The organism is Bacillus sp. G1(2015b), from assembly GCF_001482475.1.
Lineage (GTDB): Bacteria > Bacillota > Bacilli > Bacillales > Bacillaceae > Bacillus > Bacillus safensis.
In genome coordinates this window covers 125,016-151,344 of record NZ_LKIC01000010.1, presented here as the reverse complement: position 1 = coordinate 151,344, position 26,329 = coordinate 125,016, and the positions used below count along the sequence as shown (strand labels likewise).

Here is a 26,329-nt window from a genome sequence, read left to right as displayed (position 1 = left end):
GAAACCGGTTTTGAACTGGTTTCTTTTTTTGATCAGGCTTCATTGCGCCACTTTCTATATCCGTCTTGCCGCTTGCTGAAGCGGGTCCCATACACTGTTGAAGGGCGGTGCATAGCTAATATCTAAATCTTCAAGATCTGTTATGGTCAGCTCTTGGTAAAGGGCAGCCGCCACGATATCTATCCGTTTATCTACACCGTTTCTGCCGATGATTTGGGCACCAAGCAAGGTATGGTCATCGCTTCTGTAGATTAGTTTCACTTTCATTTTCTGCGTATCTGGGTAATACCCTGCGTGATCCGTACTATCAATGGTGATCACGGAGAAAGGAATGTCCGCTGCTTTTGCTTCTTTTTCTGATAAGCCTGTTCTTCCCGCTGTCAAATCCATAAATTTCATGATGGCTGTTCCAGTCACGCCTTGAAACGCCCGGTTTGTTCCTGTCATATGAAAGCCTGCGATTCTCCCTTGTTTATTCGCAGTTGTGCCAAGCGGAATATAATCCAGTGATTTTTTGATGCGGTGATAGGTCGCCGCGCAATCACCAGCAGCATAAATGTCTTTTATATTGGTTTGCATGTATTGATTTACTGCAATAGCGCCATTTTGAAGACGCTTGATACCGGTATGATGTAAAAAGGAGGTTTGCGGAGTGACGCCGATGGCCATGATGACCATATCTGTTTGAATGGTTTGTTTGTCTGTGATAACAGCTGTGACATGTGACTTGCCTTCTAATTGCTGCACTGTTTCTCCAAGTGATACGTGAATACCCTTGGCGTCAGCCTCTTCTTTAAGGTATTTTGCCATATCGGAGTCAAAGCCCGGGCCGAGTGCTGCTCCCCGCTGAATGATATGTACGTTTTTTCCGAGCGCTTTTAAATTTTCAGCCATTTCAAGGCCGATATATCCACCTCCAATGATCGTGATATGTGTGATGTCCTTTTCTAAATGTTCTAAAATGGACAGCGCATGCGGGATGGTTTTTAATACGTGTACGCCTTCTAATGGCTGGCTGTCTAAATCCAGTGTGACAGGGCTTGCTCCTGTCGCAATTAAGAGGCGGTCGTAGCTTTCTGTAAAGGGTTCTTTTGTTTTCGTATGATGACCCGACACTGTTTTTTGCTCTGGGTCAATGGAGGTCACTTCGTGTAAGCATCTGGCGTCAATTCCATATTTCTCACGAAAGGTTTCAGCACTGCGTGCGATCAGCTTTCTGTGATCATCAATGAGACCGCCGATCAAGTAGGGGAGTCCACACTGTCCATATGAGAAAATCTCTCCTTTCTCAAAAGCAACAATGTGCGCATCTGGATCCTCTCTATATATTTGCATAGCGCAGCTCATTCCTGCTGCATCTCCGCCAATCATCACATATTTCATTTGGTGTGCTCCCTTCTATCTATCGTACTGAATACTCTTATTTACCCTCATATCCCTTTTTTTAATGCTTTTTTTTGCAAAAGAAGCAAACTTTAGTTGAAAAATAAAGACAGCGCCTTCATTTTAAGCTACAATCGGATTATCGTCTTTTTGGGTTACGAGTTTAGTGAAGATTGGTGGGAAAGACTTTGAGTGACACGCGACTAGATTTTAATACGTTATACACGCGCCATACGAGAGAGGCCTGGGCCGCTCTTGGAGAATATATGCCGGTATCTGTTTCAGAAGAGGAAGCGAGAGCGCTGCAAGGATTAAATGACTATTTATCGCTTGAAGAAGTTCGAGATATTTACATACCGCTTATTCGTTTTCTGACATTACATGTCTTTGCAGAAAAACAAAAAAACCAGCATGTGAATGCCTTTTTAAACTACCCGCATCATGCCAAAATTCCCTTTTTAATTGGGATTGCTGGAAGTGTAGCTGTCGGGAAAAGCACAACGGCTCGTATCATTGAAACGCTTTTATCGAGGCTTGGAGATGGGCTGAAGGTAAGTCTTGTGACAACAGATGGCTTTTTATATCCTCAAAAAGAATTAAAGGATCGAGGGCTGATGGAAAAGAAGGGATTTCCAGAAAGCTACGATGTCAAAGCTCTGCTGTCTTTTTTAAATGAATTAAAATCAGGTAAACAAACTGTGCATGCCCCGGTATATTCGCATCTGACCTATGACCGGCTAGAAGGAGTGTATGAAACAGTAGAGGATGCAGATATTGTCATTATTGAAGGAATCAATGTGCTCCAATCACCAGCGCTGGATGATCTGAAGGATGAACCGCGTGTGTTTGTATCAGATTTCTTTGATTTTTCGATTTATGTAGACGCCGCTGAAACGCAAATTCAATTATGGTATAAAGAACGGTTTCGTTTACTAAGGGAAACAGCCTTCCAAGACCCTGAATCCTTCTTTCATCAATATAAAGATTTGACGGATGAAGAGGCAGATCAGATGGCAAGCACGATTTGGAATACCGTGAATCGGCCTAATTTATATCAAAATATTTTGCCGACAAAATATCGAGCTGATCTCATTTTGAAAAAAGGTGATCAGCACAAGGTGGAAGAGATCGCCATCCGCCGGGTATAAAGAAAAAACCGCTCAAACGAGAGAGCGGTTTTTTTAATGATCTCCACTTACTTTAACAGCTACGTCTACCGCCGATCGCTTTTTTAAACGGTAATATCCTATGAGTAAGAATGGAACGCCTGCGATGGTGATCATCGACAAGACCGTAAAAATGGAGAGGGGATGGGCTGCGCCAAAATAGTCAATGCACAGTCCGCCGACAAACGGTCCGATGACGCTGCCGAGCTGAGAAAATCCCATCGCACCAAAGTACGATCCCTTCACTTCAGGCTTTGCAATATTGTCTACAAAAAGATCCATCATCGCAAACAGCAGAACCTCGCCAATCGTAAACACGACAATGATGAAAGCAAGCATGCCGAGACTCTGTGAAAAAGCAATGGCAAACAAACTGCCGGCAAGAAGAATATTCCCAGTGGTCAGCGACAAAATGGTGGAGTAGCGCTTCGCAATCATGATGAGCGGGTATTGTACGACAATGACAACCACTGCATTTAAAGACAAAAGATATCCAAACAGTTTAGGACCATCCTCAATCATAGGTGACGCTGATAAGTATTGAGGCAGTGTTGAGCTTAAATGCGAATACCCGAACGAACATAAGGTAACGCCGATGAGGATGATGCTAAAGACCGTATCTTTTTGAATAATGGAAAGGGCTTTTTTGACGCTGATTTGTTTTGTGCTTTCTGGAGCAGCAACTGGATGTTTCTGAAATTGCCAGGCCAGTGTTAATCCGTATAACAAATAAATAAAGGCAGCGACAAGAAATGGAAACGTTGTTTTCGATGACCCGAGATATAAGCCAAGCAGCGGGCCGAAGATTACACCAATATTAATGGCCGTATACCGTAAATTAAAAACAAATAACCGAATACTTGATGGGGTGACATCAGATAAGAGTGCCTTAGACGTCGGTTCAAACAGTGCCCGGCACAGTCCATTTAAAGCATTCATGAGGAAGAAGACCCAAATGGCATCTGCAAACGCAAAGCCAACAAAGACAAATGACCAGCCGAAGATGGATAGAAGCATGACTTTTTTTCTGCCGATTCGGTCAGAAACATAGCCGCCGTAAAAACTCGCAACGATTCCAATAAGGGAGCTGACGGCAATGATTAACCCAGCTGAAGAAGCTGAAGCCCCTTTGACTTGTGTCAAATAAACGGCCAAAAAAGGAATGCTCATGGACGTCGCCATTCGGCCGAATATGGTGCCGATGATGATCGTCCAACTAAGTGGATGTAAAGTACGTAAATTATTTTTCATGCTGTTTCTCCCCTGAGTGTTAAGATGTTCCAATCATACATGAAAAATTGTGCAAATTAAATACACAATTTGATGGAGGAGACATCCGCCATATGACAGAGGAGCTCCGAATAGCCCGCAAATTTGGAGAGCATGTTTTTTCTGCCGATGCTTCTATGTCTTTTAGATCTGCCGATTCGTACGATCACTTAAAGACCATTTAATCAAGATCAATCGCGGCAATTTGCTGCAAGGACAGGTGGAGAACATCTTCATCATTGACGATTTTTATGCGCTGCGTTTCATAATGAATGGCTTTCACCCAGCCCCAAAACTGCTGTTTCATACCTGCTGCAGCATATGTCACGCAAATCGCTTGATCCTCTGTAATCGACTGTGTGATCAAAAAATTCATTTCCTCTAGCTGATCAGTGCTCAGCGGAGGAGGCGTGTATTCTTTTTTCTTCCGTTTTTGAGCAAGCAGCTGTTCGCGGTGCTCTGGGAGCATCATTCGGCTTGATTCCCACATGATGTTGTATCCAGGTGTTAATTTATTGGGATTCATGGATGTTCGCCTCCGTTATTTGTAATGTCCACCAATTTTTTCGGCGCGGTGATACGCCTGCCCTGCGCTTGTTAGTGACGAAGCGTGCAAGAGTGCAGCAGGTCCATACTTCATATGGATGGCATCAAATACTTTGCTGAGTCTGTCTTTTTTTAAATGGTGATCAAATAAACTCAGCTGATATTGGCTGTCAGGCTGCAGCTGCGAGAGAGTAATACCTACACTGCGAATGGGCTGGCCGTCCCAGTGCTGCTGGCATAGCTGAATGGCTGCGTCTGCAATATCTGTCCCGTACTGTGTGGGTGAATGGAGCTTGATTTGTCTATGAAATCCAGTCGGATGAGAAAAATCAGCGCCTCTTACGCCAACAGACACCGTTTGCCCAACATAATGCTTGAAGCGCGCACGTCTTGCCACTTCTTCACTCAATTCAAGAATGGCGACTTTGATGTCCTCAAAGGACGCATAATCATGGGGAAGGGTCATATGATGCCCAACCGCTTTTTGCTGATCATGTGTGTGAAGAGTGACCGGGGAAGGGTCGTGTCCTAAAGCAGTTCGCTGCAGAAGCTCCCCGTTGATTCCCCAGCGCTTTTTTAGCCGGTCTAACGGATAAGTAGCAAGTGTCCCAATGGTACTGATGCCCATTCGTTTTAAATGGTGCTCCATTCGTTTACCGACGCCAAATAGTTTTCCAACCGGAAGCGGCCATAAATCAGCCGCCACCCGGTCTGCACGAAGCTCATAGATGCCAGATGTGTTTTTTTTAGCAAAATGGTCACAGGCCATTTTAGCGAGCACTTTATTAGGACCAATGCCAACACGTGCGTAAATGCCTGTTTGGTTCATAATGGTCGTTTGTATATTTTGGGCGATCTCGCGGGGTGAACCGAGTAGTGTCACACTCCCCGTAATATCGAGAAACTGTTCATCAATTGAATAGGGTTCGACAAGATCTGTGTATTGTTCAAGCAGTTCTGTCATCATGACAGAAACATCAAGGTAGCGCTGCATACGTGGACGTACGACGACGGCTTCAGGGCATTTCTCCTGTGCTTCCCATAATCTTGATGCATTTTGTACGCCCCGTTTTTTAGCGAGCGGGCAGGCCGCAAGTACGACCCCGCTCCGCCGCTCAGGATCTCCTGAGACGATGAGCGGCACATCCTTCAAATGGGGAGCCTCCACTTTTTCGACCGACGCATAAAATGACTGCATATCCACAAGCAGAATGGCTCGTTCATTCATCATTTTCACCTCTTAGAACGTATGTTCTGTATATATTTTAACCGCCAGAAGGTGAAATTGATACTGGTAAATCATTCAAAGAGAAGAGTGTAAATCCATACAAAAAAGACGAAGTGTCTCCACTTCGTCTCATCTGTGTAAAATGAGCCATTTTAAGCATGTGCCAAGTTATTGGATGCTTGGAGCGGCTCAGAACGCAAACGATAGGCCGTTAGCTTTTTCTTAGGCTTATGAGTAAACTGCCGCACCACATCCACGTGGTCATCGTAATGATACAGATAAAGGGTCACATCATGCTTGCCAAGCTTTGTTTGCATGGTAAGCGGCGCTGGTCCTTCCTGCGGATGAAGAAAACGTTCTTCGTCACCAGGATAAATATAATAGCGTTCAATAAAGATCGCATCATTAAAATGTTGAATAATTTCAGATGTTTGCTGATCATCGAGTGGACGTCCTTGAAACGTCATCGTTGTTTGATCACTTGTTACTTTTGCATGCACCGCATAACGACTAAAAAGGCGTTCAACAACACCAGAAGGCAGCGAAGTGACAAGCAGCTTTAAAAGACTAAACACAACAAGTGAAGTAACAATCCAAACCAATATCATCATCTCCAATAAACTTTTGTTCCATTTCTTATATGAACAATTTTAACATAACAAAAGAATGGATCTTTCGCATAAAAAGTGAACTTTTTGAAATAAGTGTGAAGATTTAAAAGGAGATGACCGCGAAAAGACGAAGAACCAACAAAGCTGAAGGAAAAAAGGCTGATACATCACCTTTACAAACAATTGATCAGACAGGTAGACTATTGAAACAGTTGATTTTTTGTGAAACGGTACAGCTAAAAATGAAAAGGGGCGAGGCCATCATGATACGTCAAGTGAAGCCGTCAGATTTTTATGCGGTCACATCCGTCATTCAAAGCTGGTGGGGAGGCAGAGATTTGCGCGCAAAATTGCCAAAGCTATTTTTCGAACATTTTCAGCAAACAAGTTTTGTCGTTGTTGAAAAAGGTGAACTGATCGGTTTTTTAGTCGGTTTTTTATCGCAATCGCATTCAGATGAAGCGTATATTCACTTTGTAGGGGTACATCCAGACCATCGAAAACTAAAGATTGGAAAAATTCTCTATCAAGCGTTTTATGAAGCGGCTGAAAAGGAAGGAAGAACAACGATTAAGGCGATCACAGCTCCTGTCAATAAAGTTTCGATTGCTTACCATACAAAGCTCGGTTTTCAGATAGAAAAGGGAGATAAAACGGTCGATGGCATTTCAGTTTTTTCAGATTACGACGGCATTCATGAAGACAGGGTGCTATTTGTGAAAAAGCTGGAGGCGAAAGCATGATCATTAGACTGGATCAAAAAAATAAAGAACAAGCAAAAGAGCTGTTACATATCCAATTGGCTGCATATCAGCGGGAGGCAGAGCAAATTGGCTATCAAGATTTACCGCCCTTAAAAGAAACGGTTAAAGACATAATAGAAACAAATGAGATTTTCATAGGATTTGAAAAAGAGGGGCATTTGTTAGGGATCGCTTCATATGAACTGCATGACGACCGGATCATCCTCAGCCGGTTAGCTGTGCATCCACATCATGTCAATCAAGGCATCGGGACAGCGCTCCTGCAATCCATCATCCAGCATCAAAAAACAATTGAGCTCACAACAGCGGAAGCAAATATACCAGCAATCAAGCTTTATGAAAAACTAGGGTTTAAACAGAAGGATCGTTTGCAGGTGGAAAACAATCTGATGTTAACAAAGATGGAACGTTTGATGCTTCGAAAAGTGGAAGTGATTGAATACCAAGCGAGCTGGCCAAAACAATTTCAAGATGAGCATGACAAGCTGAAAAAGATAGTTGGCGATAACTGGATATATGGCCACCATATTGGCAGTACGTCAGTCATAGGAATGGCGGCTAAGCCAATTATTGATATATTGCTAGAGGTGAAGCATATCAGTCGCTTAGATGAATGTAACCACCTGTTTCGTCAGCTTGGATATGAACCGCTCGGAGAAAATGGACTCAAGGGAAGACGTTTTTTTAGAAAAGGCGGCTTGAATCGAACACATCACGTTCACGCCTATGAAGCTGGACATGATGATGTAAAAAGGCATTTGGTGTTCCGAGATTATTTAAAAGCTGCACCTGATCGTGCCAAAGCCTATGCCGATAAAAAGCGTCAATTGGCAAAAGCATATCCTGAAGATATGGCAAGTTATATGAAAGGAAAAGATGGGCTCATTAAAGAAATTGAACAAGATGCGTACAATTGGTCAGAGCAGTTAAAGAAAAACGATCAGACATAAGAGCTGGCAGTACGTGAACATGTTTAATTAATGACTGATATGTTACAATGTAACAATCAACGAAAAAAGGATGTTCGGCATGTATATTCATATAACAGAACCAGCAGCAGCGTTCCTTACAAAACAACAAGCAGCGCATGAAACAAAAGAACTGCTCCTTCGATATGATTCAGATGGGTGCGGCTGTGCGGTAAGCGGTGTCCCAATGATTTGGCTCACAGGTGAAAGAACAGGCGAATGGGAAGAGCTCAAGCATAATCAGCTCTTTAAGCTGTACATACACACAGCACAAAAGGTCTTTTTTGACGAGGAAATGACGATTGATTTTAATGAAAAAGCCAACACACTCATGTTGAAAAGTCCTCAACAAATACTCAGCCCGAGAATGGGTATACTTGTAAAGTAAGGTGGAAATGTAGTGGATCAAAAGCTAAAAGTGATACAAAATACGGCACAAAATAAAACATGGGTGTCGTTTTTAAATAACAATCATCCCTATAGCCTTTTGCACTGGTCAATAGGTGGAATGGATTCGGTGAAAAAGGACGTTTGGCTTCTTCAAGATGAAGTCACATTTGAAACGGAAGAATTTCCAACGCTCGAATTAGCTGTCAATTGGATCAAAGAGAATATGGACCAAGTAACAGATGTATTATAAAAGCCCTTTTTCGAAAGGGTTTTTTTCGTGCGTTCATCATCTCATCAAACGGCACGGTTGTCTAATCTGAAAAATGATCTTTTGAAGCAAAAAAAGCAGTTTTTCAACAAACAATTCGACAAAATGAGCAAGCTGGAAATAAAAAAATAATGGCTGTAAATGCCGAAAAATAGGCATTCGCAGCGTTTATTGCGGGATACCGAAAACTTTGCGAAAAATGACATTTCATATTTCTTCCATTCGAGGAAATGTGATAGAATACAACATGTATCGTATATGAGAAGGGAGGTGCTAAAGTGAATTGAAGCTCAAGCTGTCATCGCCTCAGGTTGGAATCAAAATAAACGAATGGTATAGGCAGATTTGCGGATTTCATGTGATGAAAGCAGAGAAGCTGAAGGCGGAGATCGAGCAGGAAATCCTCGAAATGGAGCAGGATCAAAACTTGTTATTGTTTTACCAGCTGATGGATTTTCGCCACAAGGTAATGCTTGAATATTTTGAACCGGCAAAGAAAGCCTCGAATGATGAAGAGATTAAGAATTTGCTAGAAACGATCGAACATTCACAAACGAAATTAACGGATATGCTTGAATACTATGTTCATTTTTTCACAGGAATGTTTGAATTTGAACAGAGAAACTACTTAAGTGCCATTGCTTATTACCGCTCAGCAGAAAAAAAGCTCAATCTCATATCAGATGATATAGAAAGAGCAGAATTTTACTTTAAATTAGCAGAAATTTACTACCACATGAAACAAACCCACTTTTCGATGCACTATGCCTTGCAAGCGTTAGATACGTATTCTGCCTACAGAACGTACACGCTGAGAATCATCCACTGTGAATTTGTCATTGGTGCAAACTATGATGATTTGAAATGCTATGAACATGCATTGCCCTACTTTAAAAATGCTCTAAAGCGAGCACGCTCAATTGGAAACCCTCGAGTCATAGGTTCGGCCCTTTTCAACTTAGGTAACTGTTATTATCAAATGAACGATCTTGCGGAAGCAAGCCGTTATCTGAAAGACTCTATTGAAGTGTTTGAAAAGGAGAATTTAACCCATCTTAATCGCTCTCTAGACCCACTATTTATGCTGACACAAATCCTGTTTAAACAAAAACAAATAGAAGAGTCGTTAACCCTCTATCAACAAGGTATTATGAAGGCCTGTGAATTAGAAGATGAAATTTACATCTGCAAATTTCAGTTCTTAAAAGCATTGTACGTTGATGCAGACATAACAATCATAGACGATACATTAGACCTGCTCGAGGACAAGCGCTTATACCCAGATATTGAGGAATTGGCACTTGATGCGGCTCATTATTACAATGAGCTTGGACTGTTTGAAGTATCTACCCGGTTTTACGAAAGGAAAATTCAAGCCATATCAAAAATTCAAAATGGGGGTCATTTATATGAAAACGAGTTTGATAGTTCTTTTATTGGCAGCAACTGCAGGATTATCGGTCATGAGTCAGCAGCAATCGGAAGAGAGCCATATGGAGCTTGCGGGCAGACACCATACAACAGTGGTGACTATCGCATAAGTTAGCTCAAAAAGAGGGGACGAACTGCTGTTCATTCTCCTCTTTTATTTTCATTCAATTCAAATCTTTGAAGAAATGCTTGAATTTCTTGTTCATAAGCTTCCTTATTTTCGCTAAAAGACATTGCATGCGCACCGTGTGGCGCAATAAATAACTGTTTGTCACCCTTTTTTTGTGCATATAACTGCTGACTTTGCTCACAGGGGATATAGTCGTCATGGCGGCTATGAATAAAAAGTACAGGTTCTTTCACCTGATCGATCACATCAAGAGGGGAAACTTGCCGGATGCGGTATCCGTCCCGCCATTTTAACACTTGATCACTTAATGGAAGAATCCATCGCCCTGAAAGGCGAAAATCTGTTTTTAATCGATACAGAAGCTGGTCCTCAAAAGAAGCAAAAGGGCAGTCTGCTATGTAAAAATTGGCGTTTGCTTCCGGCTTTGCGGCATATAACAAGGTCGTGACTGCACCCATTGATTCTCCGTGTATCCCAATGATGGCACTTTCTCCGAGTTTTTGTCTGAGCCACTTTACGATCTTTGCTAGATCTTCTTTTTCATAATATCCATAACTCGTGGTTTTCCCGCCACTCATCCCGTGTCTTCTATGATCATAAAGCAGCACATTCCATCCGAGCTTTTGGAATAATTTCATATACTTAACGGAATTAATCAAACTGACTGTCACACCGTGGCAAAGTACGATTGTGCGTGTTGTATGAGGATGCGGCACAAAATAGCCATGTAGATTATAACCAAATGCTGAAGGAATACACACTTTCTCTTTCTTAAGCTCCTGAAATTCCTCGTGATGATAATGGCCTCCATCTGATTCTCGTTTGATGAGCTCTTCATCCGTTAATTTTCGAATATACATCATTTTATTGGTGAAAAAAATGCCGATGACAGCGAGTGGACATAATATGAAGGCAAATATAGCGATCCATTTCTTCATCTAGCCGATTCTTCCTTTCCGGAGTTTTTTCTATGACGATCATACCACATCTTGGTAGATTGGCGTGCCTCTTGCTCAGAAAATAAAACGGATGATACACTAAGTCAAAAGGAGAGAGGCACAATGAAAAAGACCAAGCAGGATCAAGCGAAATTAAAGGACGGCATAAAGGACGATGTCAAACAGCAGCTTCTTCAAATGAAACAGAACCTTGCCGTCGAAACAGAAAAAAGAGAAGAACAAAAACGACAAGACCTCCTTCGGCAGCAGAAAGAAAAAGAAAAAAACAAAAGCTTTTCAGAGCTGCTAGATGAAAGCCATTTAGACTGGAGAAAGTATAAAAGCTAAAAAAGGGAGCAATGATGCTTCCTTTTTTTCATGTCATCATCCTTGAGATAGATGCACAGAGAATAAACATAGGTCCATAAAGAGAGAAGCATTTTTGCCTCCTTCACATCACTTCATTTCAGAATCGCGACAGTATGATTTTTTAAACGAAATCCCATAGCTTATGTTTGAAACAGAAATAAAAAGGTGAGTATTGATTTATTTAAATTCCTTTTTATTGAAAATATGGTCATTAAGACCCTTTTGGTAGAGGGTCGTTCTTCTTATAATGAAGGTGTGTTACAAAATTTGGGAATGGAGATGATTCACGTGAAATTGAGAAAAACAATGGCTGGAGTCGCTTTATCTTTAGGATTGCTTTTACCTGTTTCTGGACAAGCTCTTGCAACAAATGAGTTAACGAATGCAGATGTGAGTACAAAGGCTACTTCAATTGTAGATTGTTCTGTAACTCCTTTTAAAGGTGCAAGTAATCGATTATGTATGCATTCAGATAATGGTTCTTTTGCAAATAGTTTCAGTCGTTTTGGTACCACATTTTATCTTAAAGGCAAATCTGGAAATTATGCATATTACGAAAGTGCAAGATAAGACAACGGGGCTTTTAGCCCCTCCTTATTTTATATAGAGAAAACATAAAAAATGTAGAAAAACATGAGTTTTTCTACATTCTGACGAGATCAAATGATGTGATTTTTTCTTATTAGGATCGGTGCGCTTCATACACAAACGGTTTTGTATAGTAAGTTACTGCTTTGACTTCTTGGTCACTTAAAGAACGTGCATTTGCTGCTGCTATGTTTTCTTTTAACTGATCCACCGAGCTCGCGCCAAATACAACGGAACTGACCGCAGAATGTTTCAGTATATACTGAATGGACAGTTCAGTGAGTGATAGGTCATAAGCGACTTTCTTTAAAGAAGGAATGATCTGCTGAAGCTCTTCAAATGAATATTGAAGATAGCCGTTTTTTTGAATCGCTGCACTTGCTTGAGAAAGTGGTTTTTCAGTTAATAATCCTTTCGCTAAAGGACCTCTTGCGACGACGCTAATGCTTTGTTCTTCAAGAAGAGAGAACCATTCTTCCGGGCGGCGGTCGAGTAAGCTATATTGCATCATCACGCTTACGATATTGGACTTTTTGGCATATTCTTTAATGACATTTGGGCGGATAGATGAAATGCCATAATAGCGAATAACGCCTTCCTCTACTAATTCTTCAAAAGCCTCAATCGTTTCATCAATGGGGTCATCAATCGTGCCTCCATGCAATTGATATAAATCAATATAATCTGTTTGAAGCCGCTTGAGGCTTTGTTTTACTGCTTCCTTTATGTACGCCTTTGAAGGGTCCCAGTCCCAGCCTGGTTTGCCTTTTTCAAAGCGGTTGCCGCCTTTTGTCGCCAAAATCAAATCTTGCCGTCTATTTTTGATGGCTTCCCCAACAATTTCCTCATTTGTCCCAAAATCATATAAATCGGCTGTATCCAAATAGTTAATTCCGAGATCAATGGCCTCATCTAATAAAGAGAGCGCTTTTTCTTTATCAGTCCCAAGAGACATGCATCCTAGTGCCGCCTCGCTCACTAAAAGATCTGAGGTGCCAATACGTCTTTTTTTCAATTCCATCACACTCCTATCCTTTCACATTAAGTGAAAAAAATCAGGAATTCAAGCTAGGTGATTTCAAATGGCGCATTGAAGCAAGCGTTTCGCTTTTCGCTTCTCTTAAATCATCTATGTTAAAATAAATGAAGTAAAAAGTGAAAGTAGAACGAGGAGCTGACAAAATTGAAGGACTTTGAAGAAAAAACATTATCGTCGAAAGAATTATACAACGGAAAAATCATTGATTTGGTACTTGAAGATGTAGAATTGCCTAACGGAAAACAAGGCAAACGCGAAATCATTAAACATCCTGGTGCAGTAGCTGTCATTGCACGTACAGACGAAAATAAAATCATCTTGGTCAAACAATACCGTAAAGCATTAGAGAGAGCCATCGTTGAAATTCCGGCTGGAAAACTAGAAAAAGGGGAAGAGCCGGCACATACAGCATTAAGAGAATTAGAAGAAGAAACAGGATATACAACTCAGCAGCTTCAAAAGCTGACGGCCTTTTATACATCACCTGGTTTTGCAGATGAAATTGTTCACATTTATCTAGCAGATCAGCTAGTTCCGCTTGAAGAAAAAAGAGAGCTGGATGAAGATGAATTTGTCGAAGTAATGGAAGTTTCATTAGAAGAAGCCTTGCACCTCATTGAAGATCAGCATATTTACGATGCAAAAACAGCCTATGCCATTCAATACTTACAACTGCAAGAGGTACTTGAGTCAACAAAATGAAGGAATTTTTTGCAGACATCCATATTCATATTGGCAGAACAAGAACAGGCAGAGCTGTCAAAATTACAGGTGCAAGGTCATTGACAATTGACCAAATTCTCATTGAAGCAGCAGAAAGTAAAGGGATGGGGATGATTGGTGTGATAGATGCACAATCTCCAGAAGTCTTAGAAGAGTTAATAGAGGGTGTAGAGGAAGGCCGGTACACGGAACTAAATGACGGCGGTCTATCATTTGGACCGACAGTGCTGCTTTTAGGCAGTGAATTAGAGATCAATGATGACCATTCAAAAGGTCCGATTCATGTGCTGGCATTTATGCCCACACTACACAAAATGTCTGAGTTCTCCGCATGGCTTTCGCTTCATATGAAAAATGTCCATTTGAGCTCACAGCGCCTCTATGTTGATGGGAAAACACTTCAGCACAAAGTAAAAGAGCTAGGAGGATTGTTTATTCCTGCTCATATTTTTACGCCGCATAAAAGTCTATACGGCAAAGGGGTCAGCACTTCTTTAACGGAAGTATTTGATCCTGACCTTATTGATGCTGTTGAGCTTGGTCTTAGCTGTGATACGTCAATGGCGTCCCAGCTGAGTGAGCTGAACCGGTATCCCTTTTTAACGAATTCAGATGCCCATTCTTTAGGGAAAATCGCGCGAGAATATACAAAAATCAAAATGGATCATGCCTCTTTTGCCGAATTCAAGCTAGCCCTTGAAGAAAAAGATGGCAGAGCTGTCACAGGAAATTATGGACTTGCTCCGCGGCTTGGGAAGTATTATCATACGACCTGCGAGAAATGCGGGGTAAGACCTCACCCATCAGATCAGGAAGAGTGCCACGAATGCGGACATACCCGGATGACAAAAGGAGTAAGTGAGCGTTTAAAAGAGCTTGCTGACCAAGAAAGTGAAAAAAGAATGAGACCTCCTTATGTTCATCAGCTCCCACTTCAGTTTATTCCGGGTGTTGGACCTAAAACGCTGGAGAAGCTAAAAGCCGTGTTTCACACAGAGATGAATATTCTGCATCAAGCAACAGAACAAGAATTAAAAGCCGTTCTGCCAGAAAAGACAGCGGGCTACATCATCAAAGCAAGAAAGGGCGAAGTCGGACTAATCGCTGGTGGAGGCGGAGTGTACGGTAAGGTGGATATCAATCATGAGTCACATTAAATGGACATGTCAAACGTTTGAACAATTGTCAAAAGAGGATCTTTACTTGATTCTTATGGAAAGAGTCAACGTGTTTGTTGTAGAACAAACATGCCCTTACCCTGAAATTGATCACAGGGACCAAGAAGCAATTCATCTCATCGCAAAAGAGAATGGCACCATTGTGGCTTATTGCCGAATTTTTCAAAACGGGATCGTGTACAAAGAGGCGTCCATCGGCCGCGTTCTTGTGACGCAGGCCGGCCGGAAAAAAGGGTATGGAAAGATGCTGCTCATCAAGGCTTTGGAAAAGCTTAGTGAACTAGGTGAAACAAGTGTTAAAATACAGGCGCAATCCTACCTGAAGTCATTTTACGAATCATTTGGTTTCAAGGCTGTCTCAGATGTTTATGATGAAGATGGGATTCCGCATCTTGATATGGTAAAAACAGAAAGATAGACGTATTTACGTCTATCTTTTTTATGTAACATCGTGTATCATAACGTCAACGAAAGGGGTTTTGCCAAATGGGAAAAAGCAAAGCAAAGAAAAAACGAGAGCATATCCAAAGGCAGCACAGCCGTAATCCAGAACTATCAAGAGGAAACATGCCGCATTTTAGCACACACGAAAGGAAGACAAAAACAAAACAAGAAGTCTTGCAGCAAATGATGAAAAAACATAAAGGACGAAATGCTTATGATCACTATCAAGAGGATCATAAGCATTTTTATTTTGCTTTTTTGTGACAACTAGATCAAATAAATGGAAAAATTTTAAAAAATAGGACAAACGGTCGTTTCTTTTTGTCTAAAAATGTAGTTAAATGACAAAAAGAAACGAAAGGGAGAGTGAGTATCGTGAACGTCAAGTCATTTGGAGCAGGGCTTTGTATGGCAAGTGTGCTTGTGGCATCGGTCATGTTTGGCGCGTCAGATATTTCTGCAAAGGAGCAAGCAAAAAAAGAGTACATGATCGGCTTTTCTTCTTCCGTTCAAGACAAAATACAAAAACAGCTTGTAGAAGAAGCTGGCGGGCATGTGAAAGAATCCATAGAGCAAATAGATATGATGAAAGTGTCGTTGAATGAGACATCGAAAAAGAAACTGAATGAAGCAAAAGAAGTAACTTTCATTGAGGAAGACCAAAAAGCAAAAACAAGCAGTCAAACTGTTCCATATGGCATCAAAAGCATCAAAGCACAAAAGGTACATAAACAAGGATACGCTGGACAGAATGTCAAAGTAGCAGTTCTTGACAGCGGTATCGACGGCAAACATGAGGATTTACATGTCACCGGCGGGGTGAGCTTTGTACCGACAGAGTCCGATCCGCTTGTAGATCCGCATAAACATGGGACGCATGTGGCAGGGACAATTGCCGCTTTAGATAATAAGGTAGGTGTCGTTGGTGTTGCGCCAAAAGCCTCTATCTATGCTGTTAAGGTGGCAGATGAAAATGGTGACGGCTACTATAGCTGGATCATAAAAGGGATTGAATGGGCCATTGAGAATGACATGGATGTCATCAATATTAGTATGGGGGGAGCAAGTGAATCTGAGGCGCTGAAAGAAGCGGTAGATCGAGCGTATGATAAAGGGATTCTCATTGTGGCTTCTGCAGGGAATGAAGGAAGTTATGGCTCTCTCAATACGATTGACTATCCGGCTAAATACAGCTCCGTGATGGCTGTTGCCTCTGTTGACCAAAAAAAGCAAAGAGCTTTTGATTCATCTGTTGGCGAAGAACTGGAAGTCTCAGCACCAGGCGTTTCAACGCTGAGCACCATTCCTCATAACGAATACGGCTACATGAGCGGAACGTCAATGGCATCACCGCATGTAACGGGCGCTGCGGCTGTCATTCTATCAAAACATCCGAATCTGACTAACGATGAAGTGCGTGAGAGACTGTCAAAAACGGCGACAAAACTTGGAGAACCTTTTTATTACGGTGCCGGGCTTGTGAACGTACAAAAAGCCGCACGATAAATGAAAAAGAGAAAGCAGTGAGCAGGCTGCTTTCTCTTTTTTCTTTCAATAAAACTGTCATGTTTCGTAATCTCTCTCATAGAATCTAGTAACCTTACGATTTGGGAGGAAGACACATGCGGAAAAAGTCTTGGAAAGAGCATCTTCTACAGCACGTAAAAGATCATCTCTCGATTTATTTATTTGTCTCTGTACTCTTTTTAATGGGTGTGATCTTCGGGGCCATCATTGTTAATAGCATGACATTCAGCCAGAAAGAGGATTTATTCTATTATTTAAATCAATTTTTTGGTCAGCTGACGAATGAGAAAGCAGCAGAATCAAAAGAAATGTTTTTACAAAGCTTCCTGCATCATATGAAATATTTAGGCCTTATGTGGATACTGGGAATATCCATTATTGGTCTGCCACTCATCTTTCTCATGATCTTTTTAAAAGGAATTGTTGTTGGATTTACTGTTGGTTTTCTCGTGAATCAAATGGGGCTGAGTGGATTTTTTCTCTCGTTTGTATCGGTGCTTCCGCAAAACATTTTGCTTATTCCAGCCTATTTAGTGATTGGCACCTGTGCGATTGCGTTTTCCATCCGTCTCATTGGACAGCTCTTCATGAAAAAAAACATCAGTCAAGCACCCGTCCAGTGGTTTGGCCGGTATGCATCGGTTCTGCTGATGATTTTAGCGCTTGCTGCACTTTCATCTTTTTTTGAATCGTACATATCATTCATGCTGATGAAAAAGCTGGCAGGTGTTCTTTTATAATTGTTATTAATTAATAATCAATTTATTTATCAATTTAAAATGATTATAGTTGGCTCTCAGCACATCATTTGATATAATGATCAAGTAATGTGGCGTAGGAGGGAAAGTCAATGGAAAATAGGATTGATCGAATTAAGAAACAGCTTCATTCTTCCAGCTACAAGCTCACGCCACAGCGTGAAGCCACAGTAAGAGTACTGCTTGAGAATGAAGAAGACCATTTAAGTGCAGAAGATGTATACCTCCTCGTAAAAGAGAAGTCTCCTGAAATTGGTCTTGCTACTGTTTATCGGACGTTAGAATTGCTCACTGAACTGAAAGTTGTTGATAAAATTAACTTTGGAGACGGCGTTTCGCGATATGATCTTCGCAAAGAAGGAGCCGCTCACTTCCATCACCATCTTGTCTGCATGGAATGCGGAACAGTCGATGAGATAGAAGATGATTTATTAGAAGATGTCGAAGAGATTATTGAACGTGACTGGAAATTTAAAATTAAGGATCATAGATTGACATTCCATGGTATTTGCCACCGGTGTCATGATGATGAATCCGGCAAATAATCCGAATTGGAACCTTTTCATTTAAGATGAAGAGGTTTTTTGCATTTTCGCTGTATATTCCTTGTCCTACCTGGCATATGCTGAAGTAATGAGAAGGTGAGAAAGGACTTGAAGATCATGCGAAAATGGCTCAAAACAACAGGTGAAGTGATCAAAGTATTTATCTTGTTCACAGGTTTTACCGTCCTGTTCTATTATGCTATGATATGGATAAATTCAGAATATGAAAGCTACCATCGTTATGATAAACCAGAGGGTGCAGCAATTAAAGTGATGGAAATGGATCAGCCGAATCAAGACAATTGGCAAGACCGATTGATTTATTTTTATCAAAACGGGGAGTAGAAATCATTGAACGATCAATTATCCGACTTTATTCATTTTATGACCGTAGAGAGAGGACTCTCTGAAAATACCATTGTTTCTTATAAAAGAGATTTGCAGAACTACTTGTCTTTTTTAATGACACATGAACAGCTGACGGATATTAGCGATGTCACGCGCCTGCATATCATTCATTATTTAAAGCAGTTAAAAGAGGAAGGGAAATCGAGTAAAACGTCTGTACGGCATCTATCATCGATCCGTTCCTTTCATCAATTTCTGCTTCGGGAAAAAGTGACAACGGATGACCCGTCATGGAACATTGAAACGCAAAAAACAGAACGGACATTACCGAAAGTTCTATCATTAGGGGAGGTCGAAAAGCTGCTTGATACACCAAATCAGCACACTCCCTTTGACTACCGAGACAAAGCAATGCTTGAACTCTTATATGCAACCGGCATTCGCGTCAGTGAAATGCTGGATCTGACCCTTGCCGATGTCCACCTCACAATGGGCTTTATTCGCTGTTTTGGAAAAGGAAGAAAAGAGCGAATTGTGCCAATTGGTGAAGCTGCTGCAAGCGCAATTGAAGAATATATCGAAAAGGGAAGAAGCAAGCTGTTAAAAAAACAGCCGTCCGATGCCTTGTTTCTCAATCATCACGGGAAAAAAATGTCGCGCCAGGGCTTTTGGAAGAACTTAAAAAAACGAGCCATTGAAGCAGGAATTCAAAAGGAACTGACGCCTCATACGCTCAGACATTCATTTGCTACACACCTGCTTGAAAACGGTGCGGACTTAAGAGCTGTACAGGAGATGCTCGGACATGCCGATATCTCAACAACACAAATTTATACACATGTGACGAAAACAAGACTGAAAGATGTGTATCACAAATTCCATCCAAGGGCATAAGTAAAGCATGACACGATGAACGGGTGTCATGCTTTTTCATCTTTACACCGTTTATGGTTGTCAACTGGCTTGTAAACGGTTTATACTTGAGATGTCTGACCTCTTACTGTTTGTAAGGTCAAAAGACAAGAATATTGAAGGAGGCGCTTTTTAATGCCTGATTATCAGTATAAACGCATTTTCCTCGTCGTAATGGATTCAGTAGGGATTGGGGAAGCACCAGATGCTGCTGATTTTAATGATGTAGGTGCAGATACACTTGGACATATTGCTGAAAAAATGAACGGGCTTCATATGCCGAATATGGCGAAGCTTGGGCTGAGTCATATTAAAGAAATCAAAGGAATTCCAGCGGATGAAAAACCGCTTGCGTATTATGGAAAAATGCAAGAAGCATCAAATGGTAAAGACACAATGACAGGGCACTGGGAAATCATGGGTCTTTACATAGACACACCGTTCAAAGTCTTTCCAGACGGATTCCCAGATGAACTATTAAATGAACTAAAAGAAAAAACTGGCCGGGGTATTATTGGAAATAAACCTGCGTCTGGTACGGAAATTTTAGATGAGCTTGGCGAAGAGCACATGAAAACAGGCGATTTAATCGTTTATACATCTGCGGATTCTGTGCTGCAAATTGCTGCGCACGAAGAAGTTGTGCCATTAGATGAGCTTTACCGTATTTGTGAAATTGCCCGTGAACTCACATTAGATGAAAAATATATGGTTGGACGGATTATCGCTCGTCCGTTTGTCGGAGAGCCTGGTGCTTTTGTTAGAACGCCAAACCGTCATGATTATGCGTTAAAACCATTTGACCGTACAGTCATGAATGAACTGAAAGATGATGGGCTCGATGTCATTGCGATCGGAAAAATCTCTGATATTTATGACGGCGAAGGAATCACATCTTCTCTTAGAACAAAATCGAACATGGATGGAATGGACAAGCTGGTTGATACACTTAAAACAGACTTTACAGGACTCAGCTTTTTGAACCTTGTTGATTTTGACGCTCTATACGGACATAGAAGAGATCCAGAGGGTTATGGAAAAGCATTAGAGGAATTTGACGCACGTCTTCCTGAAGTGTTTGACCTGTTGAAAGAGGATGATCTTCTTGTGATCACTGCAGATCATGGAAATGACCCGGTTCATCACGGAACAGATCATACAAGAGAATACGTTCCGCTCATTGCTTACAGCAAAAAGCATCAGGAAGCAAATGAACTGCCAACAGCAAAAACATTTGCTGATCTTGGGGCAACCGTTGCAGATAATTTCAAGATAGCGATGCCAAAATACGGAACAAGCTTTTTATCTAAACTCAAATAGGGGGAAATCTCGTGGGAGCACAGTTTTCAGAAGCGGCGGCATATATTAAACAAGCATCGACATATGTACCAACAGTTGGATTGATTTTAGGATCAGGGCTTGGCATTTTAGCAGATGAGATTGAAAATCCAATCAAAATTAAATATGAAGATATTCCCGGATTCCCTGTTTCAACAGTAGAGGGACATGCAGGGCAGCTCGTGATCGGAACGCTGAAAGGCACTGTCGTTTGCGCGATGCAAGGACGTTTTCATTTCTATGAAGGATATGATATGAAGCAAGTGACGTTTCCTGTCCGTGTGATGAAAGAAATTGGTATTGAAACATGCATTGTCACAAATGCAGCCGGCGGAGTGAATACTTCATTCCGTCCAGGAGATCTCATGCTGATCACAGATCATATCAATATGATGGGAACCAATCCATTAATTGGCCCAAATGACAGTCAAGGCGTTCGTTTCCCTGATATGTCTGCACCGTACGATAAAGAATTGCTGGCCCTTGCAGCAGAAACAGCCCAGCGTTTAGGTATATCTGTACAGCAAGGGGTTTATGCAGGGATGACAGGCCCTTCATATGAAACACCTGCTGAAGTTCGTTTCCTAAGAACACTTGGAGCAGATGCGGTAGGAATGTCGACTGTTCCAGAAGTCATTGTTGCGCGTCATGCAGGAATCAAAGTACTTGGCATTTCATGCATTTCCAATGCGGCATCTGGTATTTTGGATCAGCCGCTGTCACATGATGAAGTGATCGAAGTAACGGAAAAAGTGAAAGCAAGTTTTCTTGATTTAGTAAAAGACATTGTCAAACAACTCTCATAGCATGTGCCAAGAGCCTTCTGCTACCCTAGCAGAAGGCTTTTTTTATTTGTATTCATACGATCTCTGAATAAAACAGCCTGTATGAGGAAAAAATAGAAAGGATTACGATAATGGAGGTCTGCCACTTGAAACGTCATATATGTGCATTGTTTATTTTAATGATCCTTATCTCAATGGTTTCACCATCAGCGATAGCAAAAGAAAAGATAGAAAAACCAGGAGAAAAACAAACATCAGAATTGGCACACGAAGCCAAATCAGCGATCTTAATAGAACGAGACACGGGAAAGGTGCTTTACAACAAAAACAGCGATGAAAAGCTTGCACCCGCAAGTATGACCAAAATCATGACGATGCTTCTCATCATGGAAGCCCTTGATCAGGGTAAACTAAAAATGACAGACAAGGTCAGAACGAGCGACTATGCAGCGTCCATGGGAGGGTCACAAATCTTCCTTGAACCAGGAGAAGAAATGACCGTGAAAGAAATGCTGAAAGGCATTGCGATTGCGTCAGGAAATGATGCTTCAGTTGCCATGGCAGAGCATATTGCAGGATCTGAAGAACAGTTCGTAGAGCAGATGAACAAAAGGGCGAAAGAGCTTGGCCTCAACTCAACAATCTTTCAAAACCCAACAGGGCTCCCTGAAAAAGACCACTACAGCACAGCTCACGATATGGCAATAATGGCAAAAGAGCTATTGAAATATGAACAAATCACAAAATTCACAGGTGTCTACGAAGACTATCTACGGCAAAACACAGATAAAAAATTCTGGCTTGTAAACACAAACCGTCTGATTAAATTTTATCCAGGTGTCGATGGGGTGAAAACCGGTTTTACAGGTGAAGCGAAATACTGTTTAACTGCATCTGCTAAAAAAGGCAACATGCGCGTCATTGCGGTTGTTTTCGGCGCAAGCACCCCGAAAGACAGAAACGCTCAGGTAGTCAAAATGCTGGACTACGCATTTAGTCAATATACGACTCATCCGCTTTACAAACGAGGGCAAGATGTGGCGGAGGTCAAAGTGAGCAAAGGGAAAAAGAAAAATATTCAGCTCGTTACTTCTGAACCGATCTCCCTTCTAACGAAAAAAGGCGAAAATGTGGATCAGATCAAAAAAGAAATCAAATTGTCTCATGATGTCAAGGCTCCATTTTCAAAAGGAACGGAACTTGGTACGATCGTCTTGAAAAAAGATGGAAAAGTGCTGCATGAAAGTCCTGTAGAAGCAAAAGAAGGAATGGAAAAGGCAGGCATTTGGACTTTCTTCAAACGAGCAATGGCTGATTTTGTGAAATGGAAATAAAAGGAGAAAGGCTGCTGGAATGGGCAGTCTTTTTGCTATGAGGAAAAAGAAAAGAACATCTAAATGTGACGAATGGTCACTAGTTTTGTCATGGTGAAGGATTTGCTTCTTATAAAAGAGAAACACTCTTTATCCGAAATAGAGCAAGGAGGAATAAAAAGATGAGCCTTGGTATTGATTTTCAAGTAAAAGAGAGCGTACTTTGCATTCGGTTAACAGGAGAGCTCGATCATCACTCCGCAGAAACATTGAGACAAAAGGTGACGAATTATTTGGAAACAGAGGACATTCGCCACATTGTGCTGAATCTGGCTGATTTATCATTTATGGACAGCTCTGGACTCGGAGTGATTTTAGGAAGATATAAAGAGATTAAGCAGCTTGGCGGAGAAATGGTCGTCTGTGCCATCTCGCCAGCAGTGAATCGGTTATTTGATATGTCTGGTTTGTTTAAAATCATTCGTATGGAGCCTTCAGAGCAAACGGCTTTGCAAACATTGGGGGTGGCGTCATGAGAAATGAAATGAATCTGACTTTTTCGGCATTAAGCCAAAATGAATCGTTTGCGAGGGTGACAGTCGCGGCGTTTATCGCTCAGCTTGATCCGACTTTAGATGAATTAACAGAAATCAAGACCGTCGTATCCGAGGCAGTGACAAACTCCATCATCCATGGCTATGATGGGAATCCAGATGGCAAGGTGCATATCCATGTCACATTAGATGACCATGTCGTCTACCTCACCATCCGTGACGAAGGCATGGGTATTACCGATCTTGAGGAAGCAAGACAGCCGCTTTTTACAACAAAACCAGACTTAGAGCGCTCTGGAATGGGCTTTACCATCATGGAGAATTTTATGGATGATGTCATGGTGGACTCATCTCCAGAAATGGGAACGACCATCCGTTTAACAAAGCATCTATCAAAAAGCAAAGCGCTTTGTAATTAAAGGAGCTGCTCATATGGATGTGGAGGTAAAAAAGCAAGCTAAAAAAGCCCAGCTGTCAAATGATGAAGTCAAAGAGCTCATCAAAAAAAGCCAAGACGGTGATCAGCAAGCAAGAGACCTCCTCGTAGAAAAAAACATGCGTCTTGTTTGGTCCGTTGTTCAGCGCTTTTTAAATAGGGGATATGAACCAGATGATCTGTTTCAGATTGGCTGTATTGGACTGCTGAAATCTGTGGATAAATTTGATTTGTCATATGATGTAAAGTTTTCAACGTACGCCGTCCCAATGATCATCGGGGAAATTCAGCGATTCATTCGGGATGATGGGACGGTTAAAGTGAGCCGGTCATTAAAGGAACTCGGAAATAAAATCCGGCGGACAAGGGATGAATTGTCTAAGTCTCATGGAAGAATGCCGACCGTGCAAGAAATTGCCGAATACCTTGATATCACACCAGAGGATGTCGTCCTCGCCCAAGAAGCGGTCCGCTCACCATCATCCATTCATGAAACAGTGTATGAAAATGATGGGGATCCGATAACATTGCTTGATCAAATTGCCGATCATTCTGAAGAAAGATGGTTTGACAAAATTGCTCTGAAAGAAGCGATCAAGGAATTAGAAGAAAGGGAAAAACTCATTGTGTATTTAAGGTATTATAAAGACCAGACACAATCTGAGGTTGCAGAAAGACTTGGCATTTCACAGGTGCAAGTCTCACGGCTTGAAAAGAAAATTTTAAAGCAAATCCAAATGCAAATGGATCAAAAAGACAGCTAGCCAATTCGGCTGGCTTTTTTTGTGTGGTAATTACCGGTAAATCAAGTTCTATCAGTATGAGAACCATTTTTCACCACATACTATTTTTAACCCCTCGTATAGGAAGTGACTTGGATGGACGGACAAATCTTTATTCGGCTGCGCCATCGAATCAAGACCGGAATAGATCAGCTCATTTATTTAGAGGATGTCGCCCAAATCACTGGTGATGAGTTTGCTGTGCAAAAGCTTAGCAAAATGCCGGTGTATCATGTCAGCAAAAAGGATCGTCACATCGCCGTTCTTGATATCATGCATGTCGTCAAAACGATCAAAAAAACGTGGCCGGATATCGACATTCAAACCGTTGGCGGCTCTGAGGCCATTGTTGAAATTGATACAGGCAAACGCCAGCTTTCTCCCGTTTTATTTGTGTTTGTATGGATTCTATTATTTGTCGGAGCGGCGCTTGCCATTATGAATTTCCACGAGGATGTCAGTATGCGGCTCGTTCATATCCGCCTATATGAAATGATCACAGGGAAAACGGTTGAGCATCCGTATTTATTACAAATTCCATATAGCTTTGGACTCGGCTTTGGCATGATTTTGTTTTTCAATCATGTATTTAAAAAGCGTTTAAATGAAGAACCAAGTCCGCTCGAAGTGGAAATGTTTAAATATCAGCTCGATCTCGATCATTATGTCGCACTCAATGAAAATAAAGAAACATTGAAGGATATCCATGATCGGTAAATGGCTTTTTGTCGTACTCGTTGGACTTGGCGGCGGTTTAACAGTCGGAGCAGGATTTGTGGCATTTCTTACAGTGCTTGGCATCATTCCCCGCTTAATGCAATTAACCAAAACGCAGCGCTTCATACAAGGGTACGAGGCGGCAGTCATTAGCGGGGCAGTTGTTGGCGGCTGGGCCACCTTAAGTCAAATACATCTGCATTTAACCAAATGGCTGGCGCTGCCGGTCGGTCTTTTATCAGGCATCTTTGTCGGCATGCTTGCAGCTGCACTTACTGAAGTATTAAATGTACTTCCTATATTAACGAAAAGAATTGGAATGGACGGGAAAATTGTTTTGCTGCTCATGGCCATCGTCTTAGGAAAGATATTTGGTTCACTATTTCATTGGCTTATTTATATTTAAGAAATTGGAGGGAACAACACGTGTCGAGTTTAAAAGAGAACTATCCATCTAAGGTGAAAACGTATCAGCCCAAACCTCCTTATGTCCTCAACTGCATCAAGGCGTTTTTAGTAGGTGGCTTGATCTGTCTAATAGGTGAGGGGCTGCAGAATTTCTATATCCACTTTTTTGATTTTAACGAAAAGACAGCAGGGAACCCGACAGTGGCAACCCTCATTTTAATTTCTTCTCTATTAACGGGTATCGGTATTTACGATAGAATCGGCCAGTTTGCTGGAGCGGGATCGGCCGTACCGGTAACAGGCTTTGCTAACAGTATGACAAGTGCTGCCCTTGAGCATAAAAGTGAAGGGCTTGTTTTAGGTGTTGCCACAAATATGTTTAAGCTCGCTGGGAACGTCATTGTGTTCGGTGTCGTCTCGGCATATATCGTAGGGATCATTCGATACATCTTGGAAAAGATGTTTTCGTAGGA

General features: G+C 41.5%; 33 protein-coding genes. 26 read left to right on the top strand and 7 right to left on the bottom strand.

All coding sequences use genetic code 11. From position 1 onward, the window contains the following. Nucleotides 1-54: 54 nt before the first annotated feature. A complete protein-coding gene (locus AMR95_RS07600; protein WP_058837996.1) occupies nucleotides 55-1,383 on the bottom strand; it encodes a CoA-disulfide reductase in 1,329 nt (442 codons plus the stop codon). A gap of 188 nt (nucleotides 1,384-1,571) precedes the next feature. Here AMR95_RS07600 and coaA point away from each other — a divergent pair, with 188 nt between their 5' ends. Further along, a complete protein-coding gene (gene coaA / locus AMR95_RS07595; RefSeq protein ID WP_039179731.1) occupies nucleotides 1,572-2,531 on the top strand; it encodes a type I pantothenate kinase in 960 nt (319 codons plus the stop codon). Between the two features lie 33 nt (nucleotides 2,532-2,564). Here the strand turns inward: coaA and AMR95_RS07590 are convergent, their stop codons facing one another. The 4 genes from AMR95_RS07590 to AMR95_RS07575 all read right to left on the bottom strand — a co-directional run bounded on the left by AMR95_RS07590 (nucleotide 2,565) and on the right by AMR95_RS07575 (nucleotide 6,194). Further along, complete coding sequence (locus AMR95_RS07590) at nucleotides 2,565-3,800, bottom strand: MDR family MFS transporter (RefSeq protein ID WP_058837995.1); 1,236 nt, start codon at nucleotides 3,798-3,800, stop codon at nucleotides 2,565-2,567. A 199-nt stretch (nucleotides 3,801-3,999) separates the two neighbouring features. Further along, nucleotides 4,000-4,344 carry a YolD-like family protein gene (locus AMR95_RS07585; protein WP_047202242.1) on the bottom strand — a complete coding sequence of 115 codons (345 nt, stop codon included), beginning with the start codon at nucleotides 4,342-4,344 and terminating at the stop codon, nucleotides 4,000-4,002. A 15-nt stretch (nucleotides 4,345-4,359) separates the two neighbouring features. Then, a complete protein-coding gene (locus AMR95_RS07580) occupies nucleotides 4,360-5,592 on the bottom strand; it encodes a DNA polymerase IV (protein WP_058837994.1) in 1,233 nt (410 codons plus the stop codon). Nucleotides 5,593-5,744: 152 nt separating this feature from the next. Then, nucleotides 5,745-6,194, bottom strand: coding sequence for a YfmQ family protein (locus AMR95_RS07575; protein WP_047202240.1), 450 nt, complete (start codon nucleotides 6,192-6,194; stop codon nucleotides 5,745-5,747). A gap of 272 nt (nucleotides 6,195-6,466) precedes the next feature. On the opposite strand from AMR95_RS07575, the gene AMR95_RS07570 reads away from it, so the two are divergent. The 5 genes from AMR95_RS07570 (at nucleotide 6,467) to AMR95_RS07550 (ending at nucleotide 10,139) form a co-directional block, all read left to right on the top strand. Then, nucleotides 6,467-6,946: a GNAT family N-acetyltransferase gene (locus tag AMR95_RS07570; protein WP_024428048.1), complete on the top strand. Its 480-nt coding sequence runs from the start codon at nucleotides 6,467-6,469 to the stop codon at nucleotides 6,944-6,946. Further along, complete coding sequence (locus AMR95_RS07565) at nucleotides 6,943-7,917, top strand: GNAT family N-acetyltransferase (RefSeq protein WP_058837993.1); 975 nt, start codon at nucleotides 6,943-6,945, stop codon at nucleotides 7,915-7,917. The genes AMR95_RS07570 and AMR95_RS07565 overlap by 4 nt, the downstream gene beginning before the upstream one ends. A 79-nt stretch (nucleotides 7,918-7,996) precedes the next feature. After that, the gene (locus AMR95_RS07560) at nucleotides 7,997-8,323 is read left to right on the top strand and encodes an iron-sulfur cluster biosynthesis family protein (protein ID WP_047202238.1); all 327 of its coding nucleotides are present in this window, start codon (nucleotides 7,997-7,999) and stop codon (nucleotides 8,321-8,323) included. Nucleotides 8,324-8,335: 12 nt separating this feature from the next. After that, entirely contained in the window at nucleotides 8,336-8,575 is a 240-nt protein-coding gene (locus tag AMR95_RS07555) for a YqkC family protein (protein WP_024422884.1), read from the top strand. A gap of 301 nt (nucleotides 8,576-8,876) precedes the next feature. After that, nucleotides 8,877-10,139: a response regulator aspartate phosphatase gene (locus AMR95_RS07550; RefSeq protein ID WP_024428051.1), complete on the top strand. Its 1,263-nt coding sequence runs from the start codon at nucleotides 8,877-8,879 to the stop codon at nucleotides 10,137-10,139. Between the two features lie 26 nt (nucleotides 10,140-10,165). Here AMR95_RS07550 and AMR95_RS07545 read toward each other — a convergent pair whose 3' ends face one another. Beyond that, on the bottom strand, nucleotides 10,166-11,092 hold the full coding sequence (locus AMR95_RS07545) for an alpha/beta hydrolase (protein WP_058837992.1): 927 nt from the start codon (nucleotides 11,090-11,092) through the stop codon (nucleotides 10,166-10,168). Between the two features lie 123 nt (nucleotides 11,093-11,215). Between AMR95_RS07545 and AMR95_RS07540 the strand changes: the two genes are divergently transcribed. After that, nucleotides 11,216-11,440, top strand: a complete 225-nt coding sequence (locus tag AMR95_RS07540) for a YqkE family protein (RefSeq protein ID WP_039179706.1) — start codon at nucleotides 11,216-11,218, stop codon at nucleotides 11,438-11,440. 186 nt (nucleotides 11,441-11,626) lie between these two features. After that, the gene (locus AMR95_RS07535; RefSeq protein WP_231746874.1) at nucleotides 11,627-12,031 is read left to right on the top strand and encodes an antimicrobial peptide LCI; all 405 of its coding nucleotides are present in this window, start codon (nucleotides 11,627-11,629) and stop codon (nucleotides 12,029-12,031) included. Between the two features lie 112 nt (nucleotides 12,032-12,143). On the opposite strand, the gene AMR95_RS07530 is transcribed toward AMR95_RS07535, so the two are convergent. Then, nucleotides 12,144-13,064: an aldo/keto reductase gene (locus AMR95_RS07530; RefSeq protein WP_039183182.1), complete on the bottom strand. Its 921-nt coding sequence runs from the start codon at nucleotides 13,062-13,064 to the stop codon at nucleotides 12,144-12,146. A 168-nt stretch (nucleotides 13,065-13,232) separates the two neighbouring features. Here AMR95_RS07530 and AMR95_RS07525 point away from each other — a divergent pair, with 168 nt between their 5' ends. From AMR95_RS07525 to spoVAC, 18 genes are all read left to right on the top strand, one after another. Then, on the top strand, nucleotides 13,233-13,790 hold the full coding sequence (locus AMR95_RS07525; RefSeq protein WP_039179704.1) for an NUDIX hydrolase: 558 nt from the start codon (nucleotides 13,233-13,235) through the stop codon (nucleotides 13,788-13,790). Next, nucleotides 13,787-14,968 carry a TIGR00375 family protein gene (locus tag AMR95_RS07520; protein WP_058837991.1) on the top strand — a complete coding sequence of 394 codons (1,182 nt, stop codon included), beginning with the start codon at nucleotides 13,787-13,789 and terminating at the stop codon, nucleotides 14,966-14,968. The genes AMR95_RS07525 and AMR95_RS07520 overlap by 4 nt, the downstream gene beginning before the upstream one ends. Then, nucleotides 14,955-15,407: a GNAT family N-acetyltransferase gene (locus tag AMR95_RS07515; RefSeq protein WP_058837990.1), complete on the top strand. Its 453-nt coding sequence runs from the start codon at nucleotides 14,955-14,957 to the stop codon at nucleotides 15,405-15,407. Before AMR95_RS07520 ends, AMR95_RS07515 begins: the two co-directional genes overlap by 14 nt. 68 nt (nucleotides 15,408-15,475) lie before the next feature. Further along, nucleotides 15,476-15,697: a hypothetical protein gene (locus AMR95_RS07510; RefSeq protein ID WP_058837989.1), complete on the top strand. Its 222-nt coding sequence runs from the start codon at nucleotides 15,476-15,478 to the stop codon at nucleotides 15,695-15,697. A gap of 111 nt (nucleotides 15,698-15,808) precedes the next feature. Next, nucleotides 15,809-16,939 carry a S8 family peptidase gene (locus AMR95_RS07505; RefSeq protein WP_082672218.1) on the top strand — a complete coding sequence of 377 codons (1,131 nt, stop codon included), beginning with the start codon at nucleotides 15,809-15,811 and terminating at the stop codon, nucleotides 16,937-16,939. 116 nt (nucleotides 16,940-17,055) lie between these two features. Then, nucleotides 17,056-17,700, top strand: a complete 645-nt coding sequence (spoIIM, locus tag AMR95_RS07500; RefSeq protein WP_058837988.1) for a stage II sporulation protein M — start codon at nucleotides 17,056-17,058, stop codon at nucleotides 17,698-17,700. 110 nt (nucleotides 17,701-17,810) lie between these two features. Next, on the top strand, nucleotides 17,811-18,263 hold the full coding sequence (gene fur / locus AMR95_RS07495; protein WP_003215577.1) for a ferric iron uptake transcriptional regulator: 453 nt from the start codon (nucleotides 17,811-17,813) through the stop codon (nucleotides 18,261-18,263). A gap of 117 nt (nucleotides 18,264-18,380) precedes the next feature. After that, nucleotides 18,381-18,608, top strand: coding sequence for a YqzK family protein (locus tag AMR95_RS07490; RefSeq protein WP_024428058.1), 228 nt, complete (start codon nucleotides 18,381-18,383; stop codon nucleotides 18,606-18,608). A gap of 6 nt (nucleotides 18,609-18,614) precedes the next feature. Beyond that, entirely contained in the window at nucleotides 18,615-19,505 is an 891-nt protein-coding gene (gene xerD / locus AMR95_RS07485; RefSeq protein WP_039179686.1) for a site-specific tyrosine recombinase XerD, read from the top strand. A 153-nt stretch (nucleotides 19,506-19,658) separates the two neighbouring features. Next, nucleotides 19,659-20,843, top strand: coding sequence for a phosphopentomutase (gene deoB, locus AMR95_RS07480; RefSeq protein ID WP_058837987.1), 1,185 nt, complete (start codon nucleotides 19,659-19,661; stop codon nucleotides 20,841-20,843). An 11-nt stretch (nucleotides 20,844-20,854) separates the two neighbouring features. Further along, nucleotides 20,855-21,667, top strand: coding sequence for a purine-nucleoside phosphorylase (locus AMR95_RS07475; protein ID WP_047204125.1), 813 nt, complete (start codon nucleotides 20,855-20,857; stop codon nucleotides 21,665-21,667). Between the two features lie 158 nt (nucleotides 21,668-21,825). Next, complete coding sequence (locus AMR95_RS07470; protein WP_412056898.1) at nucleotides 21,826-22,980, top strand: D-alanyl-D-alanine carboxypeptidase family protein; 1,155 nt, start codon at nucleotides 21,826-21,828, stop codon at nucleotides 22,978-22,980. 161 nt (nucleotides 22,981-23,141) lie between these two features. After that, a complete protein-coding gene (gene spoIIAA / locus AMR95_RS07465) occupies nucleotides 23,142-23,495 on the top strand; it encodes an anti-sigma F factor antagonist (protein WP_024422866.1) in 354 nt (117 codons plus the stop codon). Next, nucleotides 23,492-23,932, top strand: coding sequence for an anti-sigma F factor (spoIIAB, locus tag AMR95_RS07460; protein WP_024422865.1), 441 nt, complete (start codon nucleotides 23,492-23,494; stop codon nucleotides 23,930-23,932). The genes spoIIAA and spoIIAB overlap by 4 nt, the downstream gene beginning before the upstream one ends. 13 nt (nucleotides 23,933-23,945) lie before the next feature. Beyond that, nucleotides 23,946-24,713, top strand: coding sequence for an RNA polymerase sporulation sigma factor SigF (gene sigF, locus AMR95_RS07455; protein WP_058837985.1), 768 nt, complete (start codon nucleotides 23,946-23,948; stop codon nucleotides 24,711-24,713). A 114-nt stretch (nucleotides 24,714-24,827) separates the two neighbouring features. Further along, complete coding sequence (locus AMR95_RS07450) at nucleotides 24,828-25,448, top strand: stage V sporulation protein AA (RefSeq protein ID WP_058837984.1); 621 nt, start codon at nucleotides 24,828-24,830, stop codon at nucleotides 25,446-25,448. Continuing rightward, nucleotides 25,438-25,854 (top strand): stage V sporulation protein AB, encoded by a 417-nt coding sequence (locus AMR95_RS07445; protein WP_039179670.1) that lies wholly within the window; start codon nucleotides 25,438-25,440, stop codon nucleotides 25,852-25,854. The genes AMR95_RS07450 and AMR95_RS07445 overlap by 11 nt, the downstream gene beginning before the upstream one ends. Nucleotides 25,855-25,874: 20 nt before the next feature. Then, the gene (gene spoVAC / locus AMR95_RS07440; protein ID WP_058837983.1) at nucleotides 25,875-26,327 is read left to right on the top strand and encodes a stage V sporulation protein AC; all 453 of its coding nucleotides are present in this window, start codon (nucleotides 25,875-25,877) and stop codon (nucleotides 26,325-26,327) included. Nucleotides 26,328-26,329 lie beyond the last annotated feature (2 nt).